The sequence below is a fragment of the Bacillus sp. GMs2/2 genome (assembly GCF_050172095.1).
GTDB classification, from domain to species: Bacteria; Bacillota; Bacilli; order Bacillales; family Bacillaceae_G; genus Bacillus_A; species Bacillus_A cereus.
Genome location: NZ_JBNLYE010000035.1, coordinates 6,107 through 27,646, shown reverse-complemented (window position 1 = coordinate 27,646; position 21,540 = coordinate 6,107). Strand labels below are relative to the sequence as shown.

Genomic DNA, 21,540 nt, shown 5'->3' with positions numbered 1-21,540 from the left:
TATGCACCTTTCCTCAGTAATATCATCAGGCATTCGCTTCTATTACAAAGATTTCTATGCCTCTACCAATTACTTTTTACATTATCCCCTTAAAAAGTAATGCTCTTAATATATTCATTATTCCCTACACTTGATATGCAGGTATTGGTCTCCCCTTTTCGTTCATTACGTTGCATCTTTTATACTCTCTACTTTTCCGTTAATAAAATGGATTTCTCTATTATTCCTTCAAATTCATTTAGTAGATACATAGCTATTTTTTCAACTGCAGGTGAATCCACTATTTCTTCATGTGATCCAGGGACTGAATACTTATTTACTCTACCTTTTAATAAAGGTCCCCATTCTGTAAACAACTCTTTTCCTTCCTCAGCACTAAAGTAGAGAACTTCTCCAGAGTATGGTATTAAATCATGCTCTGCCATTATATTCAGGCATTTCCTATGAGCATTGATAACTTGCTTCAAATTGATAAGATCTGCATCAGGCGGGAGTACTCCTTCCATAATTAATCGCTCTACAAGCATATCTTGTTTATGGATGAGGCCTTCTTCCTGCTCAGTAAAATCTCTAGGAATGAAATGCTCATATATATATGAGAGCATATCCTCCCTTGTTTTATGATCCTGCTCTGAAGGTACTTTTGTATCCATTAGTACCAACAACTCAACTTCCTCACCTTGACTCCTTAGTACAGTTGCGATTTCATAAGCAATCGCACCGCCTAAAGACCATCCTCCAAGACGATATGGACCTTCTGGCTGAACACGTTTTATTTCTTCGATGTAAAGTTGAATTACTTCCGGCAAAGTTAACTCGTCAATTTCTTTCTTTTCTATAAGAGGATTCTGTAAACCATAAAATGAACAATGGCTCTTAAGCAATCTTGCTAGTTGAATGTAACAGAATACATTCCCCATAAACGGATGAACGCAGAAGAAAGGTCTTTTTTCTGATTCTTGTAGTGAAACTAGCGCTGCTACTGATTTCGTCATATCATGCTTATCACGAATAAGGCATGCGATTCCTTCCACTGTTGGATTCTTAATCAATGTAGACACCTTAATCTCTTTTCCAAACTTCTCCCTAATTTTTGAAACTAATTTAATTACAAGGAGAGAGTGTCCTCCTCTATTAAAGAAATCATCATTTACATAGACATCTTCTATCTGTAACACATCCTGCCAGATTTTAATCAACTGATATTCAATTTCATCCCTTGGAATGATTGGTGTAGAGAAGTTACTTTCTCTATGAATAGTTAAATTGTTCAATGCCTTTCGATCAACTTTGCCATTTGTTGTAAGAGGAATCTCGTCTACCTTAATAAAGTGTGCGGGAACCATATAATTTGGTACTTGTGTCTTGAGATACTCACGCCACTCATGCATACTACCATCTCCAACTACATAAGCAACCAATCTCTGCTCTCCTAATTTATCCTCTGTTACCAAAACTACTGCTTCTTTTACCAGTGGATGCCTCTCTATACTCGCTTCAATCTCTTCAAGCTCAATACGAAAGCCCCTAATTTTTACTTGATTATCAATTCTTCTCAAGTAATCTAAATTACCATCAGGTAAATAACGAACCAAATCTCCCGTACGATATAAACGCTCTTCTTCATTAAATGGATGACGGATGAATCGCTCTGCTGTTAATTCTGGGCGATTCAAGTATTCTCTCGCTATACCTGCACCCCCAATATATAGCTCACCTGTTACACCAACTGGAACAGGTAACAAATTTTTATCCAATACATAAGTTTGAACGTTCGGCAACGGACGTCCAATTGTTACTCTCTTACTATCTTTTTTGATATGATAGCATGTTGCATCAACCGTACATTCTGTAGGACCGTATACGTTATAAAAATCAATCTTTTCAGTCTCTACTAGCTGTTCCCATAATGACGGCATGATTGCTTCACCACCGACCAATATCTTGCTTGGTACATGAACATCAGCACTTATTTCTAGCAATCCTCCATCTATTAGTAATTGAAGTAATGAAGGTGTCATATCAAACATTTCCAATTTATTCTCCCTAATATAGGACACAAATTGTTCTGGATTAGTGCGAACTTCACTTGGAATAATATATAAACTTGAACCATAAAGCAGCATTTGTAATTGCTGAATAGATACATCAAAGGCAATTGATGCATTCAAACCAACGCGCATATTACTAGGTATCTCATGTGAGAAAACTTCTTTTTGTAAACCATATGATAGGTTTATTACAGAATGGTGCTGTACTAAAGCCCCCTTTGGATTCCCTGTCGAACCAGAAGTGTAGATAACATACGCTAAGTTTCCCCCTGTTACCTCACATATTGGTGAAAGTTTGCTTTCTTGAGAAAGCATTACTTGGTCCCTATCTAGGCAAACTGTCTTAATGTCTTTAGGTATCCAGCCTAGTAATACTTCATTTGTAACTAACACTTTAATTCCTGTGTCTTCTAAAATATATTGTAGGCGGCTTTCCGGATTCGATGGATCTAATGGAACATAGGCTGCTCCAGCCTTCCAAATTCCCATGAGACCAACAACCATCTCAACTGAACGCTCAAAGCAAAGGCCAACTAATGACTCTGTCCCAATTCCACATTTCTGTAAATGATGGGCTAATTGATTAGCTCTTTCATTCAGCTCTCGATATGTTAGTTGCTGTTTTTCATCTACCACTGCCAACGCGTCAGGCGTACGATTTACTTGCTCTTCGAATAGTTGATGGATTGCATTCTCACGTGGATAGGATATAGTATTATTATTCCATTCTTCCAATAGCTTTCTTTGTTCAGCTTCCGTAATATATACTAGCTCCGATAGATTTTGATTAATGTTTTTGAGCATTTGCATTAACACTTGGTGTAAATGACCCAGCATTCGTTCAATGGTTACTCTATTAAACTTACTACGGTCATACATTAACTTTAACGATAACTGGATTCCTGGAACTACAGCTAACCCTAATGGATAGTGGGTTTGTTCTACCCCTTCCAATTCACCAATTTCCAGATTTTCTGAAGACTCCTCTTTCACTGGATAATTTTCAAACACATATAAACTATTGAACAGCGGTATTCCTCTAGGAACTTCACTCCACCCCTGAATCTCTGTCAAAGAAGCATACTCATATTGTCTTCTTTCTATCTCTTCCTCTTGTATCTTCTGCAACCAATCTATTAATTTTATATCATCCATCAATTGAATTCGCGTCGGTGACGTTGTAATGAAAGGACCTACGATGTTTTCAACATCAATAATCTCCGTAGAACGCCCTGAGCTTGTTACACCAAAAACAATGTCATTTTCTCCACTATATCGGCTCATGAGATATGCCCATGCACCTTGAATTACTGTACTCAAAGTAAGTTTATTGCGTTTCGCCCATCCTTGTAACGCTTGAGTCTGCTCTTCTGATAAATACGTAACCTTCTCTGTGTAACCTTTTTCTTCCTCTTTACTTTCTAAGCCCAGCAAAGTTGGCGCAGTAAAACCTTTTAGCTTCTCTCTCCAGAATTGTTCCGCCTGCTCCTTATCTTGCTCTCTTAACCATTGGATATATTTCTTATATGGTGAGGACTTAGGTAACTTCACAGCTTCTCCATTCATTCTCTTCTGATAGACTGTAAGTAATTCATTAAATACTAATGGTAAACTCCATCCATCCAGTAAAATATGGTGATGGGTCCAAACAATCCGATATTCTTCCTCACCTTCTTGAATGACTGTTACCCGCATCAATGGTGCTTCATCAAATTGGAAGGCTTGTTTTCGATCTAATGCCAAAAAGACTTTTCTTTTTTCCTCTATCTCTTCACTTGTCATTGTACGCCAGTCTTCTTTATTCACTTTAAATGGGATATTTTCATACACCACTTGTACAGGTTCTTCAATTTCGTCCCATACAAATCCTGTACGAAAAATTTCATGCCGCTGAATTACAGATTTCCACGCCTGCTCAAATGTAGGAATATTCATTTTTCCTCGAATCATAAAACTCAATTGCACTATATACGGTGCAACATGTTCATCCCCTTGGTCATGCAATGTGTGGAAAATCATACCTTCTTGCAAAGGTGATAGTGGATATAAATCAGTAATCTGATTGTTCTTTCCGCGATGCATTTTGTTTAGTACATTTGTCAAACCTTCTTGGCTAAGATTAGCCATTGCAAAATCCGAAATGGTCAGTGCAGATTCTCTATCTGAAAATTGAATCAATGTACTCAGTTGATATAGCATATTCTGTGCAATACTTTGAATCGTTGATTTGGCAAATTGTCCAACATTGTATACCCAAGTGAACTGAAGTTTTCCATCCGTTACAACCCCAATTACATCAATTACATGCGATCGCTTGGAACCGGCAGCATGATCTAAACGCTTAAATTCGTTCTCCGGAATAAACATTGCATCGCTAGAAAACATTTGGTCAAATTGTCCAAGATAGTTAAAACTAATAGACGGTGTATATTGGGAGCTTAATTGCTCACACATTGTTGCGTTCATGTAACGCAACACCCCATAATCAACACCCTTATTAGGAATTTTGCGAACTTGTTCTTTAACTGCTTTTAATGCTTCAATTGGCGTATTAGCACTAGTAATATTTAAATGAACTGGGTAAATACTTGTAAACCATCCCACAGTTCTCGATAAATCAACATCTTCAATAATCTCTTCTCGACCATGTCCCTCTAAATCTACGCTCAATATCGGCTGCCCCGTACATGCTGCCGTAGCTTGTACTAATGCTGCTAATAATACTTCATTGATTTGGACACGGTGAGTGCTTAAAGTCTCTTGCAATAACATACGGGTCTCATTCTCATTTAACACCACAGTAATTTCCTCAGTTACTGCGCTTACTGGATTACTTATAGTACCATCTACCGGCAATTTAACTACGTCTTGTTCAGCCTGCTCCTCCCAGTAATGTAGCACTTCTTTTGATAGGCCCGTTTCAGCGTAATGATGTAATTTCTCCGACCATTCTTTAAAAGATGTACTCTTCATAGGTAATTGAATTTTCTGCCCTTGGACTACTTGCGTATATGCTGTTTGCAAATCTTCCAATAAAATTCGCCAAGAAACACCATCCACGGCTAAATGATGAATTGTCCAAAATAATCGGCCAGCGTGCTCACCTTCATCAAAATACACCATTCTCATTAGCGGACCATCATATAAATTCAAACTTTCTTGTGCAACATTAATCTCTTTTTGAATAACCTGATGCCAATCAGCTTCCGGCACTTCGTCTAATGAAATGACAGTAAGCATCAATTGTTCTTCTATTCCTTCATTCCACTGTTTCCAAACCCCATTAGATAAACGTTCATATCTTAAACGCAGAGCATCATGATGAAGTAGAAGGTTACCTGCCGCCTTTTCCAGTGATCCTATGTCCAATTTCTCTTTCGTTCTAAAGAACATGGATTGATTCCAATGATGTGGGTTAGGATGATTTTGTGCAAAAAACCTTTGCTGAATAGGTGTAAGTATCGTCTCTCCAGTTATAATTCCCTGTTCAGCTTGTACACCTTGTTCTTCTTTGACTACTTGCGCCAACTCAGCAATCGTTTGGTGTTCAAATATTTGTTTTGGTGTCAATTGTAAACCAACTTGCTTCGCGCGCGAGACAATCTGAATGCTAAGAATTGAATCTCCACCAATTTCAAAGAAGTTATCATTCATACCAATACGTTTTGAACCTAGCACACGTTCCCAAATGATAGAAAGCTTATGTTCACGTTCATTTCTTGGGGCCACGTATCCTTCTTTTGTTCCTTGATAATCTGGTATAGGTAACGATTTCCGATCAACCTTTCCATTTATGGTTAGCGGTAATTCTTTCATTTCGACAAAGTAGGAAGGTATCATATGGATTGGCAGTTTTGTTTTAAGGTACTCTCGCCATTCTTCTAAACTGCCTTCGCCCACTACATAAGCTACCAGCCTCTTATCTCCCGACTGATTTTCCCTAACCATTACAACTGCCTCTTTTACTAAGTAATGCTCCTGTAAGGTCGACTCAATCTCTCCAAGTTCAATTCGAAATCCTCTAATCTTCACTTGATTATCCATTCTTCCTAAGTAGTCTATATTACCATCAGGAAGATATCTCACAAGATCACCTGTTCTATATAACCTCTCGCCTTCTTTGAATGGATGAGAAATAAATCGTTCGGATGTTAACTCTGGACGATTCAAGTACCCCCTTGCTAGACCTGCTCCTCCGATATAAAGTTCCCCCATCACACCAACTGGAACTGGCAACCTATTTCTATCTAATACATAAGTTTGGATGTTAGGCAATGGACGCCCAATTGTTACTCTCTTACTATCTTTTTTAATATGATAGCATGTTGCATCAACCGTACATTCTGTAGGACCATATACATTATAAAACTGTATTTTATCAGTCTCTACTAGCTGTTCCCATAATGACGGCATAATCGCTTCGCCGCCAACCAATACCTTACTTGGAACATGAACACCATCGTACGTTTCTAACAATCCGGCATCTATAAGTAATTGAAGCATTGAAGGCGTTATATCAAAGATTGCTAACTTGTTCTCCCTAATATAAGCTACAAACTGTTCCGGATCACTTCGTACTTCATTCGGAATAATATACAAACTTGAACCATAAAGCAGCATTTGTAATTGCTGAATAGATGCATCAAAGGCAATTGACGCATTTAAACCGACATGCATGTTAGATGGTATCTCATGTTCGAAAACCTCTTTTTGTAAACCATGCGACAAGTTTAGTACAGAATGATGCTGTATCAAGACACCCTTTGGATTCCCCGTCGATCCCGAAGTATAGATAACATACGCTAGGTTTTCTCCTGTTACTTCACATTTTGGTAAAAAAATGCTTTCTTTTGAAATCATTGCCTGATCCCTATCTAGACAAACTGCCTTGACTTCTTTGGGTATCCAACCTTCCAATGACTCATTCGTAACTAATACTTGAATTTCAGTGTCCTCCAAAATATATCGTAGGCGACTTTCTGGATATGATGGGTCCAATGGAACATATGCTGCTCCAGCCTTCCAGATCCCCATAATACTAACAATCATCTCAACTGAACGCTCAAAGCAAATTCCAACTAATGATTCAGTCCCAATCCCACATTGCTGAAGATAGTGGGCCAATTGATTAGCTTTTTCATTCAGCTCTCGATATGTTAACTGCTGTTTTTCATCTACCACTGCTACCGCATCAGGTGTACGATTTACTTGCTCTTCAAACAGCTGATGAATCGTACTTTCCTGTGGATATGCTACAGCACCATTATTCCACTCTTCCAACTGTTTTTGCTGTAATCCTGATAATATAGGCAACTTAGCTAATGATTTATCAGGATTCTCCACGATTACATTCAACCAGTTCCCAAAATGTTCAGCCATGGATTCAATAGTTAAGCTGTCAAATAAATCAGTTCTATAAACAAAAGTAAGTAATAAACCCTCTTCCACTTCTGCAGCAGTTAAACTTAAATCAAACTTAGCGATCGGAGCATTACTTTCCATTACTTCTATATTTCTTCCATGTAGTTCTGGTAGCTTCTGTCCCGTATTTTGCAAAGTAAACATGGTTTGGAAAATCGGAGAATGACTTGTATTTCGTTCAGGTTGGATAACCTCTACAATTTTCTCAAACGGAACATCTTGATACTCATACGCCTTCAATGCTTTTATCCGTACTTGAGATAACAACTCTTGAAATGCCGGTGCATTACTTAAATCAGCTCGATAAACCAAGGTGTTGACAAAGAAACCAATTAGCCCCTCAATTTCTCGATAATTTCGATTTGCAATTGGGCTGCCAACAATAATATCCGTTTGTCCCGTATAACGAGCAAGGAAACTTTGATACGATGCCAATAAGGTCATGAAAAGTGTGGCCCCTTCTTGACGACTTAGTTCATTTAATTTATCCAGTAATGAGCGTGACAACAAAACATTATGAGTTAATCCATGGTGGGTTTGCACTGGCGGACGCGGACGATCCATTGGCAACATTAAGACTGGTAACTCACCAGATAATTCTTCCTTCCAATATGCAAGTTGTTGATATAGTACTTCATCTTTCAACCAGTCTCTTTGCCACTGAGCAAAATCGGCATATTGAACTGGTAGTGGTTCCAGCTCTGCTTGTTTTTCACCAATCGCATTCTCATAAAATGCCATCCATTCTTGAAGCAAGATTTCCATCGACCACCCATCCGAGATAATATGATGCATATTACACAGAAGAATCCATTCTTCTTCTGAAATTCTTATGAGTTTCCCACGGAATAACGGCCCTTGTTCTAAATCAAATGGAGATTCGACTTCAGTTTGAATCCATTGCTCCAACTTTCTTTCTCGCTCCTCTAATGAAAGCTTAGTTAAGTCCATTTGTAGAAGCGGACGGAAAACGTACGGTTGAATCTGCTGCACAGGATGGCCATCCTCTTCATAAAATACAGTCCGCAAAGATTCATGACGCTCTATCAACTGATTCCATCCCAACTCCAATGCCTCAGGTAACCAATTCCCTGTAAGCCGGCATACCATCGGCATATTATAAAGTGCACTATTAGGTGCAAATTGATCAATAAACCATAAGCGCTGTTGGGCATAAGACAGTGGAATATTTCCCCCTCGTTCCATCGGCATCAATGGTGGAATTTCTCGTTTTTCACTCCCCTTACGTAACTGATCTATTCGTTTCGATAATGCCTCGACCGTTGAATATTCGAACAGTTCACGTACTGGCAATTTGATTTGAAAGACTTCCTGTAAGCGTGAGACCACTTGTGTAGCAAGTAGAGAGTGACCACCGAGCTCAAAGAAAGAATCCTGAACATCAATGTCTCTTATTCCTAGCACTTGACTCCACACTGAAGCAATAAGTTCTTCCAGCGGAGTTCTTGGGTATACAGTATTTTCAGCGAATTGTTCACTAAGTATAGGCAATGCCTTCAAATCAAGTTTTCCATTCGGTGTAAGTGGTAAAAATTCCATCTCAATAAAGTTTGTTGGAACCATGTAATTAGGTAAATGTGTTTGTAGATGTTCTCGCCATCCATGGACACTTCCTTTACCAACTACATAAGCTACTAATCTCTTATCACCTTGATTATCCTCTCGCACCAATACAACAGCTTCTTTCACAGAAGAATGCGCCTGCAAAACAGCTTCTATTTCTCCCAATTCAATCCGGAAACCACGAATTTTTACTTGGTCATCTATACGTCCATGGAACTGGAGATTACCATCAGAAAGATAACTTGCTTTGTCTCCTGTATAATAGAGACGTTCTCCTGACTTGAAAGGATGTGGAATAAATTTTTCCTTTGTAAGATCCGGACGATTAGCATATCCACGTGCAAGACTCTTCCCTCCGATATAGAGATCTCCAATTACACCAATTGGTACTAGCTGAAGATGAGAATCTAACACATAAACTTCTGTATTCGCAATCGGTCGACCAATCGATGGCGTACCTGTTGTCACTCCTACAGGTACATAACAATCTGTGGTAACAACGGTATTTTCCGATGGACCATACTGATTAATTACCGCAAAAGGAATATCGTTAGATGGATACTGCGTTAATTGATCCCCACCAGTAATGATAAAACGAAGATCCGTTTTATCTGGCCAAGATAATTTCAAGAGTCTTTCCAGAATAGGCGTAGGTGCAAAGCTAGCTGTTATTCGTGAATCAATGAGCCAGTCCCTTAGTGCTTCTGGATTAATTCTCAGTTCCTCTGTTGACAAGTAGAGTGCTGCGCCAGCAGTTAGATACGGCCAGATCTCCTGAACAGCCGAATCAAAAGCAACCCCTGCAATCTGAGTCGCACGATCCTCTGCTGAAATATGATAAACTTCCTGATGCCAAGAAACCATATTCATTAATGAGCGATATTCAACCATGACACCCTTCGGTTTTCCTGTAGAACCAGAGGTATAAACAATATAGGCTAAGTTCTCTGGATTTATTTGACGTGTAGGTGCGATTACGCTTTCCACCGTTAATTCTTCTAACCTCACCATTTCGACGTGTGCGAAATGTCCTTCTTGTCCTTCCGCCGTCACTACAAATTGAATTCCTGCATCTTCAATCATGTATTCTAACCTTGATTTTGGATACAACGGATCTAAAACGACATAAGCTCCACCAGCTTTTAAAATGCCTAGTAAACTTACCATCAGCTCAGCTGACCTCGGAAGATAAACCCCTACCACTGACTCTGGGGCTACTCCCTTTCGCTGTAAAACATTTGCCAACTGATTTGCTTGTGTATCCAATTCACCATAAGTCCACTGTTTTGTTTGATCAACTATCGCAATCGCATCAGGACGCCTTGCTACTTGCTCCTCAACTTTGTCGCAAATAAGACCCTGATGAGACATTTCCATTACAGTGTCATTCCATGTTTCTAATAACAAAGTACGCTCGGTTTCTGATAGCATGCTCAGGTCATGCAACGGATTTTGTGGGCGATGAGAAACTTCATGTAGCCATTTCTCAAAGTGTCCTGCCATCCGTTCAATAGTAGTAGCATTGAATAAATCCTTATTGTACTCAAAAGTAAAAAGTAATCCCTCTTCCGTCTCAACTGCCATTACACTTAAATCAAACTTTGCAATTGGACTATGGCTTTCTATCATTTCAATACTTCTACTCGATAACACTGGTAACTCTTGTTTCATATTTTGCAAGATGAACATAGTCTGAAAGATTGGCGAATGACTTGTACTTCGCTCCGGTTGCACAACTTCTACAATTTTTTCAAATGGAATATCTTGATATTCATACGCCTTCAATGCCTTTTGACGAACCTGATACAGTACATCTTGAAATGTCGGTCTACCACTCAAATTAGCTCGATAAACTAGCGTGTTAACGAAGAAACCAATTAGTCCTTCAATTTCTCTATAATTCCGATTCGCAATTGGGCTTCCGACCAGAATATCTTCTTGTCCCGTATAACGAGATAGAAAACTTTGATATGCAGCTAAAAGCGTCATGAAGAGCGTAGCCCCTTCTTTTCGACTAAGTTCATGCAATTTATCATGTAGCGTGCTTGGCAGAACCAGAGTGTATGTCGACCCGTGATGAGTTTGTATTGCGGGACGCGGGCGATCCACAGGAAGTTGGAGTACAGGAAGCTCCCCAGACAATTCTTCCCTCCAATATTGGAGTTGTTGATCAAGCACCTCCTCCTTTAGCCATCCTTTTTGCCACTGAGCAAAGTCGGCATATTGAACCGGTAATGGTTCAAGTTCCGCTACCTTTCCATTCGTTGCTTTCTCATAAAATGCCATCCATTCTTCAAGTAGGATTCCCATTGACCATCCATCTGAAATGATATGATGTAGAGTACAAAGGAGTATCCATTCTTCCTCTCCCACGTGCAAAATACTTGTCCTGATTAATGGACCCTCTGTTAAATCAAATGGCACTTCTGTTTCTTGTTGAATTAAACGTTTAACTTCTTCTTCTTGATCTTCAGAAGAAAGCATAGTTAAATCCGTTTTCGGAATTGATTGAAAAGCATACGGTTCAATTTGCTGTACGGGTTGACCATTCACTTCTTGAAAGACCGTCCGCAGTGATTCATGACGTTCTATTAGTTGATTCCATCCCGTTTCCAATGCTTCAAGTAGCCAATTCCCTGTAAGACGGCATACCATTGGCATATTGTAAAGGGCACTATTAGGTGTAAATTGATCAATAAACCATAAACGTTGTTGGGCATAAGATAGTGGAATAGCTTCTCCTCGTTTCATTGGTATTAGTGGAGGAATCTCTCGTTTTTTATCTCCTTTACGTAACTGTTCTAATCGCTTTGCCAGTGACTCCACCGTTGTATATTCAAATAGTTCACGTACTGGTAATTCGATTTGAAAAATTCCCTGTAAACGTGACACTACTTGAGTAGCTAGTAGTGAATGACCACCGATTTCAAAAAAGGAATCCTGAACACTAATATTTTTTATTCCTAACACTTGGCTCCAAACGGAAACGATGAGCTCCTCCACTGGTGTTCGTGATGAAGTAATATCTTCACTTATGAACTGTTCTTCTAATTCCAATAATGCTTTCCGATTCACTTTACCATTTGGAGTAAGTGGCATACCTTCAATTTGGAAAAAGTATGCCGGAACCATATAATGTGGTAATTGCTTCTTGAGATATTCACGCCACTCCCCAGTATCCCCTTCACCCACTACATAAGCTACTAACTGCTTATCTCCTGGTCGATCTTCCTTCACCAACACGACTGCCTCTTTTACAGATGAGTGATCATGTAAAGCTGCTTCTATTTCTCCCAATTCAATTCGGAATCCTCTAATTTTAACTTGGTTATCTATTCTTCCAATATATTCTAAGTTACGATCATTTATATATCTAACCAAGTCACCCGTTCGATATAATCGTTCCCCGTCCTTAAAGGGATGCGGAATAAAACGTTCAGTAGTTAAATCCGGTCGATTGAAGTAGCCACGTGCTAATCCTACTCCTCCAAGGTAAAGTTCCCCTGCCACACCAATCGGGACCACTTGTTGATATTGGTCTAACACATACAACTCTGTATTATCAATCGGACGACCAATCGGAATAAGCATTGGTTCTTTTTCTAAATCACAATCGTAATAAGTCACATCCACAGTTGCTTCAGTAGGACCATACAAGTTAATTAACTTTGTTTGCTGAGCATTGTAAAAGATCCCCTTAAACCGGCGAACCTGTTCAGTGTTTAACGCTTCTCCACTAGTAAAAACTTGAATTAAAGACGATACATCCCTTTTCGAATTATATAATTCCATATAATCTAAGAAAGTAGATAACATCGACGGAACAAAATGCATGGTGGACACACGGTATCGTTCAATATACTCCTCAATCACCGCAGGATCTTTCTCTCCTCCTGGTGGAAGTAAACAAACACGTGCTCCTACAAATGACCACCAAAATAATTCCCAGACAGAAACATCAAACGAAAACGGTGTCTTTTGTAGGATTGTATCCTCCTCAGACAATGGGTATTTTTTCTGCATCCACTGTAGGCGGTTGATAACGGAATGATGTTCAATCATTACCCCCTTTGGATTTCCTGTCGAACCCGAAGTGTATATAATATAGGCTAAGTTATTTGCTGTTACTCCACTTACCGGAGCTAAATTACTCTCTTTAGAAATCATCACTTGATCCCGGTCTAAACAAATTGCTTGAATATCTTTAGGTAACCAGTCCTGTAGTGCCTCTTTTGTTAACAGCACTTGAATTTGTGAATTCTCCAAAATATATCTCAGGCGGTTTTCAGGATAACTTGGGTCCAGTGGGACATAAGCCCCACCTGCCTTCAAAATCCCAAAGAGACCGATAATCATATCAGGAGAACGTTCAATACATATACCAACCAATGATTCAGGTCCGATACCTCGTTTTTGTAGAAAATGTGCCAATTGATTCGATTTTTCATTTAGTTCTTGATACGTTAGCTTTCCACCTTCATAAACTACCGCCACTGCGTCAGGTGTCCGTGCAACTTGCTGCTCAAATAGCTCATGAATCATACAATCATGACCATAAACTACGTCCGTATCATTCCATTCTTCTAGGAGTTGTTTTTGCTCAGTATCCGATAACATTGACAGCTTTGTATATGATTCATCTGGATGATACGTGATTTCGTTTAGCCAGTTCTCAAAATGTCCTGCCATACGTGCAATGGTACTACTATCAAATAAATCCGTGTTGTATTCAAATGAGACGAATAGACCTTCTTCCACTTCATAGGCAGTTAAGCTCAAATCAAATTTAGCAATAGACATATTACTTTCTACCATTTCAATACTTCTATCAGGCAAATCTAGTCGTTCTTGTTTTATATTCTGTAGCGTAAACATGGTCTGAAATATAGGGGAATGACTCATGCTTCGTTCAGGTTGCACAGCTTCTACCACTTTTTCAAATGGTATATCTTGATATTCGTAAGCTTTTAACGCCTTTTTCTTTGTTTGGTTCAAAATCTCCCGAAAAGTAGGGGTGCCACTCAAATCTGATCGATAAACCAACGTATTAACAAAGAAACCAATTAATCCTTCTACTCCCTTATGGTTCCGATTTGCAATCGGGCTACCAACTAGAATATCTTTTTGTCCCGTATAACGAGCGAGAAAGCTCTGGTATGCGGCCATTAAAGTCATAAATAAAGTGGACCCTTCTTGTCGACTTATATCCTTCAATTGACTGAGCAATTTATAAGGAAAAATCACGTGATGCGCAGCCCCAGAGTAAGTCTGCTTAACCGGTCGAGGTCGATCCACTGGCAGTTGTAAAATAGGAAGCTCACCAGACAATTCTTCCTGCCAATACGTAAGCTGACGATTTAGCACATCACCTTGCAACCACTCCTTTTGCCACTTCGCAAAGTCTGCATATTGAATAGATAATGAACTTAATTTAGCAGGATTTCCGCCTGTTTCTTCTTCATAGAAAGCAAGGCATTCATTCATGAATATACCAATGGACCAAGCATCAGAAATAATATGATGCATCGTACACAGTAATAACCATTCATCCTTCTCTAATTGAACAAGCTGATTACGAATTAAAGGACCATTCATTAAATCAAATGGTTCTTGCGCTTCTCTCGCAATTAAACTATCTACCTCTTTTTCTTTTACTTCTAGAGGAAGTTGAGAGTAATCCCTTACAGGTAATGCTCTAGGAAGGAATTCGACAATTTGTTGCACAGGCTGTTCTCCTATTTCTTTAAAAACAGTTCGTAATGATTCATGACGTTCAATGAGTCGATTGAATCCCTTCTCTAATGCTTCAGGTATCCAATTTCCTTTTAGATGCCATACTGTTGGAATATTATATAAAGAACTGTTTGGGTTAAATCTGTCCATAAACCACAAACGTTGTTGTGCATAAGACAACGGGAGTGCTTCTTTATTCTCCTTTTTTTGCATTTGCTTCTGAAGCCATGCTCTCTTCTCAGGAGAAAGTGAACTCAGCTTTGCAAGTAAATCACTTCTCATTTTTTTACCCCTTCCTCAATCAAATTACTCTCGAATATCCCATGTGCTTCTTCCTCTGATAGCTCTTCTAATTGCTTAAGCAGTTCTAATAATTCTTCATCATTACTCACTTCTGCTTCTTTTTGAATATAGTCTTGAAGACTTACATTCTCCTTACTATCATTCTGCATTTCTTGATTTTTGTTATAGAGCAATTGATCAATCTGTTCTGCCAATTGCTGCACCGTATGAAATATAAATAAATCATGCAATGGTATCTCGATTCCAAAAGCCTCTTTAAGATTGGAAACAGCTTGCGTAGCAAGTAATGAATGTCCACCAATTTCAAAAAACGAATCTTGAATTCCGATGTTTTCCATGCCTAAAACTTCATGCCATATCGAAACAATTGTTTTTTCCGTATACGTACGAGGAGCAATATAACAACTTGCTATCTCCTGCTTCTCTGGTGCTGGTAAAGCCTTCCTATCAATTTTCCCATTAGGAGTAAGTGGAAATGCATTTAATCCAACAAAATAGGATGGAATCATATAGTTTGGTAGTTGTTCCTTGAGATAATCACGCCACTTTTGAGCATCCCCGTCTCCTACAACATAGGCAATCAAACGTGGATCGCCAGGATAATCTTCCCGCACCATCACAATAGCTTCGTTAACTAATGTATGCTTTTGTAATACCGCTTCGATTTCTCCTAGTTCAATCCGGAACCCACGAATTTTCACCTGATGATCAATTCGTCCAACATACTCCAAATTTCCATCCGGCAAATACCTTACTAGATCTCCAGTCCGGTATACTCGCTCGTCTTCTTTAAACGGATGCGTTATAAATCGATTTTTCGTTAAGTCAGGGCGTTTTAAATATCCACGTGCTAACCCTGATCCACCAATGTACAACTCACCAACTACACCAATTGGAACCATTTTTTGTTCAGCACTCAATACATATACTTCTGTATTGAAGATTGGTTTACCAATTGGTGGTACCCTATGCATGACACCCTTTTCTAATTCCATATACGTGGAATACGTAGTATCTTCAGACGGTCCATATAAGTTGAACACCTTCTCAATCGTACTTCTCTCGTATAAATCTTGAACAAGCGGATATGGTAACGGTTCTCCAGCCAAATTCATTACCTTTACTGAAGAAGGAATTGTTTTTGCTCGAACCAGTTCCTTTGCTGCCGATGGCACAGTATTAACCAAAGTCACACCTTTGGTAGACAACTTGTCTAGATGTAGAGCATTTTCAGCGACAATCACCTTACCACCCATCGTTAAGGGAACAAATACTTCAAAAACAGATAAATCAAAAGATAGTGAAGTTGAAGCTAATACTCCCGCTAATTCCTTTCGAGAATACGTATGATGCGCCCAATGAATCATTGTTACTGTATTCCTGTGCTCAATCATTACTCCCTTTGGATTTCCCGTGGAACCTGAAGTATAGATAATATAGGCTAAGTTATCACCCGTCACTTCACTCGTGCATACCGTAGTAACTTCTTGTTCTATTTCTACTCGATTACGATCAATACAAATAACGTTAACGAATGTAGGTATAACCATTTTTTGTTGTAACTTTTCCTGTGTCACCAGTACCTTTATTTGAGCATCTTCTAAAATGTACTGCAGTCGACTTTCCGGATACGCTGGATCAATTGGGACATATGCTCCTCCCGCCTTCATAATTCCTAAGAGACCGACAATCATCTCGGATGAACGTGTAACGCAAATCCCAACCAATGTTTCGCGTGTTACACCATTTTTTTGTAAATAATGTGCCAACTGATTCGAGCGTTCGTCCAACTCTCGATATGTTAGTTCTTCATCTTCGCACACTACTGCAATTGCTTCTGGTGTTTTTTCCACTTGTTCTTCAAACATTGTATGAATCGTACTATCTTCTATATCTATAACGGCTGATTCATTCCATTCCTCTAGTAGTTGCTTATATTCCACTTTCGATAACATATTCAATTCTGATAATAAACATTTTGGATAAGAGGCAATTTGATTTAACCAATGTTCAAAATGATTTACCATACGTTTAATGGTTGTATCATTAAACAAATCAGTATTATATTCAAAGGTTAGTGATAATCCTTCTTCCGTCTCAGAAGCAAATAAACTCAAATCAAATTTGGCAACAGAAACATAGCTTTCCATGAGTTCCATTTGTCTTTCGGATAGCTGAAGAAACTCTTGTTTCGTATTCTGTAAAGTAAACATAGTTTGGAATATTGGTGAATGACTTGTATTCCGTTCAGGTTTTACGGATTCTACCACTTTCTCAAATGGGATGTCCTGATACTCGTATGCTTTTAGTGCTTTTTTTCTTATCTGCGACAATAGTTCTTGGAACGTCGGATTTCCACTGAAATCAGCTCGATAAACTAACGTATTTGCAAAGAATCCTATTAATCCCTCAATCTCTTTCACATTTCGATTAGCGATGGGGCTTCCAACTATAATGTCGTCCTGTCCTGTATAACGAGAAAGGAAGCTTTGATACGCTGCCATCAAGGTCATAAATAAAGTGCATCCTTCTTGCAAACTTAAATCTTTGAGCTTTTCCTGTAAGGAATTCGCCACTATTAAGGACTGACTTGCACCACGATGGGTTTGAACTGCAGGTCGAGGACGATCCATCGGTAATTGTAAAACCGGTAGTTCCCCAGATAATTCTTCCTTCCAATATTGAAGATGCTGATTCAAACTCTCCTCTTTTTGCCATTCCTTCTGCCACATGACAAAATCTGCATATTGGATAGATAACTCCTTCAATTCCACTGTTTTTCCGGTTAGTGCTCCTTCATAAAAAGCCATCCATTCTTCAAGTAAGATTCCCATTGACCATCCATCTGAAATAATATGATGCATCGTACAAATGAGAACCCATTCTTCCCTGTCCACTTTCAATATTCGTGTTCGAATCAGAGGACCTTGTCCAAAATGAAATGGTTCCTCCGCCTCGTTTTGAATAAGGCGTTTCATTTCTCTTTCCCTATCTTCCAAAGAAAGATCTGTTAGATTCGTTTGAGGAATATGCCTGAACACATGAGATTGAACCTGTTGAAAAGGTTCACCCTCTTGTTCTAGAATTGTCGTCCTTAATGATTCATGACGCTCCAACAATTGATTCCATCCGACCTCCAATGCTTCAATTGACCATTTACCTGTTAAGCGACACGCTGCATGAATATTGTACATAGCACTATTTGGCATTAATTGATCAATAAACCATAGACGTTTCTGCGCATAGGAAAGTGGGATAACTTCTTCTCGTTTCATAGGTACAAGAGGAGCAACCTCTCGTTTTTTATCTTCTTTTCGTAACTGATCCACTCGTTTCGCCAATGCTTCCACTGTATCGTGCTTGAAAAGTTCACGTAATGGAATTTTAATTTGGAACATTTCTTGCAATCGAGAGACAATTTGAGTAGCAAGTAGTGAGTGCCCACCACGTTCAAAGAAGGAATCCTGAATGCCAATATTTTCTGTTCCTAACACTTGACTCCAAACCGAGGCAATAAGCTCTTCCGATGGCGTCCGAGGTAGCACATTTAAATCTTCAATAGCTTGCTCATCAGGTGCTGGCAAGGCCTTTCGGTCAATTTTCCCATTTGGAGTAAGCGGGAAGTGTTCTAACTCTATAAAGTGCGCTGGAATCATATGATTCGGTAATTGTTTTTGTAAATACTCTCTCCACTCCTCAGTATTTCCATCGCTTATTACATATGCAACCAATCGTTGATCACCTGGACGATCTTCTCTAACTAATACGACAGCCTCTTTAATAAACGAACATTTTTCTAAAGTCGCTTCAATTTCTCCTAATTCAATCCTAAAACCACGCATTTTGACTTGGTGGTCCATTCTACCTATAAATTCTAAATTTCCATCAGTTAAATATCTTACTGAATCTCCTGTTCGATATAGTCGTTCCCCAAATCGATATGGATGCGAAACGAATTTTTCAGCAGTAAGATTCGGACGATTTAAGTATCCACGTGCTAAACCAGCACCACCAATATATAACTCACCCTCAATTCCTATTGATTGCAAGCGTTGATTTTGGTCTAATACATATAATTGCGTGTTCTGTATTGGCTGCCCAATAGAAACAAATTCTTGATTAGGCTGAATATCAAATGCATTCACATAAATAGTGGCTTCAGTTGGCCCATAAAAGTTGGTTAATTTCACTTGTCCACTATAATTCCATTTCTGTTGAAATCGTCTAACCAACCCTGAACTTAGTTCTTCTCCACCAGAAAATACATGGCGTACGGACGAACAATTCATGTTCAATTCAATATGATTGAAGTGGTCTAAGAAAACAGATAACATCGAAGGTACAAATTGAACTATAGTAACCTGATGTTGTTTAATCACTTCAGCTATAATAGAAGGATCTTTTTCTCCACCTGGAGGTAGGAAAGATACACTTGCACCAACGTGAATGCCCCAAAACAATTCCCAAACAGAGACATCAAATGAGAATGGCGTTTTCTGCAAGACCACATCCTTTTCAGAAAGCGGATATTTATGTTGCATCCATTCTAGATAATTAATTACTGAATGATGCTCAATCATTACTCCCTTTGGATTCCCTGTAGATCCTGAAGTATACATAACATACGCTAAATTTTCTCCTGTTACACCACTTATACATGGGGTTGATTCTTCTTTTTCAATTGCAGTGTAATCTTTATTCATACAAATCGTTTCTATATTTTCAGATACAAACAAATTTTTAGAATTCTCTTCCGTCACTAGTACTTCGATTCCAGCATCCTCTAATATATATCGAAGTCGACTCTCTGGATAAGTAGGGTCAAGTGGAACATACGCTGCTCCTGATTTTAGAATACCTAATAACGCTATCATCATTTGTAATGAACGTTCCATATATACCCCAACTAGAGACTCTGGGCCTACACCATGCTTTTGTAGATAATGAGCTAGCTGATTTGCACGCTTCTCCAACTCTTTATAGGTAATTTGTTCATTTTCGTAACTAGCCGCGATTGCTTCCGGTGTTTTTTTAACTTGCTCCTCAAACATCGTATGAATCATGCCTTCAGCCGAATAATTAAATTGAGTATGATTCCATTCCTCTAGTAACTGTATCTGTTCTTCTTCTGTTAAATGAGTAATTTCAAATAGTTTTGAATCTAGGCTCTTCGTCATCTGAATTAATATTTGCAATAAGTGATTCTGAATCAGATTTATTGTTTCTTCATTAAAATAGCTTCGATCATACATCAACTTTAAAGTAATTTTCTTACCGGGCATTACAATGAGTGTTAAAGGATAATTTGTTTGTTCCGTGCTTGTAACATCTAGTAATCTTAAATCATCATTTCTCTCACCTTGAATTGGATAATTTTCAAACACATACAAGGTATGGAATAAGGAGCTATTTCGCGGAACCTCACTCCAGCCTTGAATATCTATCAACGAATTATACTCATACTGTCTTCGTTCCATTTCTTTCATTTGTATTTTACGAAGCCAATCTACTACTGATGTATTATCCGTTAATCGAATTCTGGTAGGTAATGTGTTAATAAATAGCCCCACCATATTCTCTGCTCCCATTAAATCAGTAGGACGTCCAGCGCTAGTTACGCCAAATACGACGTCACTGTCACCGCTATACCTACTCATCAAATAAGCCCATGCACCTTGTACTAACGTATTCAACGTTAATCGACTATTTCGTACCCACTCTTGTAACTTCTCAGTAAGTTTCTCAGATACTTGATAAACACACTCTCCATAGCCCTTCTCTTGTCCTTGATCCTTTCTTTCCATTGCTAATGGCGTAGGTGCATAGAACCCTTTTAATTCTTCTTTCCAAAATTCCTCTGCTTGACTTTGATCTTGTTTATTTATCCACTGGATATATTTTTTATAAGGAAGAGATTTAGGAAGAGTCAATAATTCTCCCTTTATCATCTTGAGATAAACTTCCATCACTTCACTAAAGACCAATGACACACTCCATCCATCTAGCAAAATATGATGATGTGTCCAAATAATTCTCGTTTCCTCTTTTGCTTCTTTAATCGCAGTGACTCTCATCAATGGTGCTTCATCCAATAAAAATCCTTTTCTACGATCTACATTCAAAAACTGTTGTAATTTCTTCACCCTTTCCTCATGTGGATAGGTGCTCCAATCCTCTTGATGAATAGTAAAAGGAAGACGTTGGTAAACCGCTTGTAGTGGCTTTTCTACTTCCTCCCATACAAATACTGAACGTAAAACCTCATGTCGATTAATAACATATTCCCAAGCCTTTTCAAAAGTATCTACATCCAATTGCCCCCCGAGCAAGAAACCTACTTGTACAATATAGGAAAAAGAATGTTCATCATCTTGATCGTATAAAGTATGAAACAGTATTCCTTTTTGCAAAGGTGATAAACCATATATATCAATAACGTCTCCCATTT

2 protein-coding genes are annotated in these 21,540 nt (G+C 38.7%); both read right to left on the bottom strand.

The genetic code is table 11. The features are described from left to right. Positions 1 to 188: 188 nt before the first annotated feature. Positions 189 to 15,071 (bottom strand): non-ribosomal peptide synthase/polyketide synthase, encoded by a 14,883-nt coding sequence (locus ACQGS6_RS08030; protein WP_426965016.1) that lies wholly within the window; start codon positions 15,069 to 15,071, stop codon positions 189 to 191. Next, positions 15,068 to 21,538: an amino acid adenylation domain-containing protein gene (locus tag ACQGS6_RS08025; protein WP_426965015.1), complete on the bottom strand. Its 6,471-nt coding sequence runs from the start codon at positions 21,536 to 21,538 to the stop codon at positions 15,068 to 15,070. The genes ACQGS6_RS08030 and ACQGS6_RS08025 overlap by 4 nt, the downstream gene beginning before the upstream one ends. Positions 21,539 to 21,540 lie beyond the last annotated feature (2 nt).

Excerpts from the sequence above, each read along its gene's own strand:
- ACQGS6_RS08030 (WP_426965016.1), bottom strand. The coding sequence starts at position 15,071 with ATGAGAAGTGATTTACTTGCAAAGCTGAGTTCACTTTCTCCTGAGAAG.
- ACQGS6_RS08025 (WP_426965015.1), bottom strand. The coding sequence starts at position 21,538 with ATGGGAGACGTTATTGATATATATGGTTTATCACCTTTGCAAAAAGGA.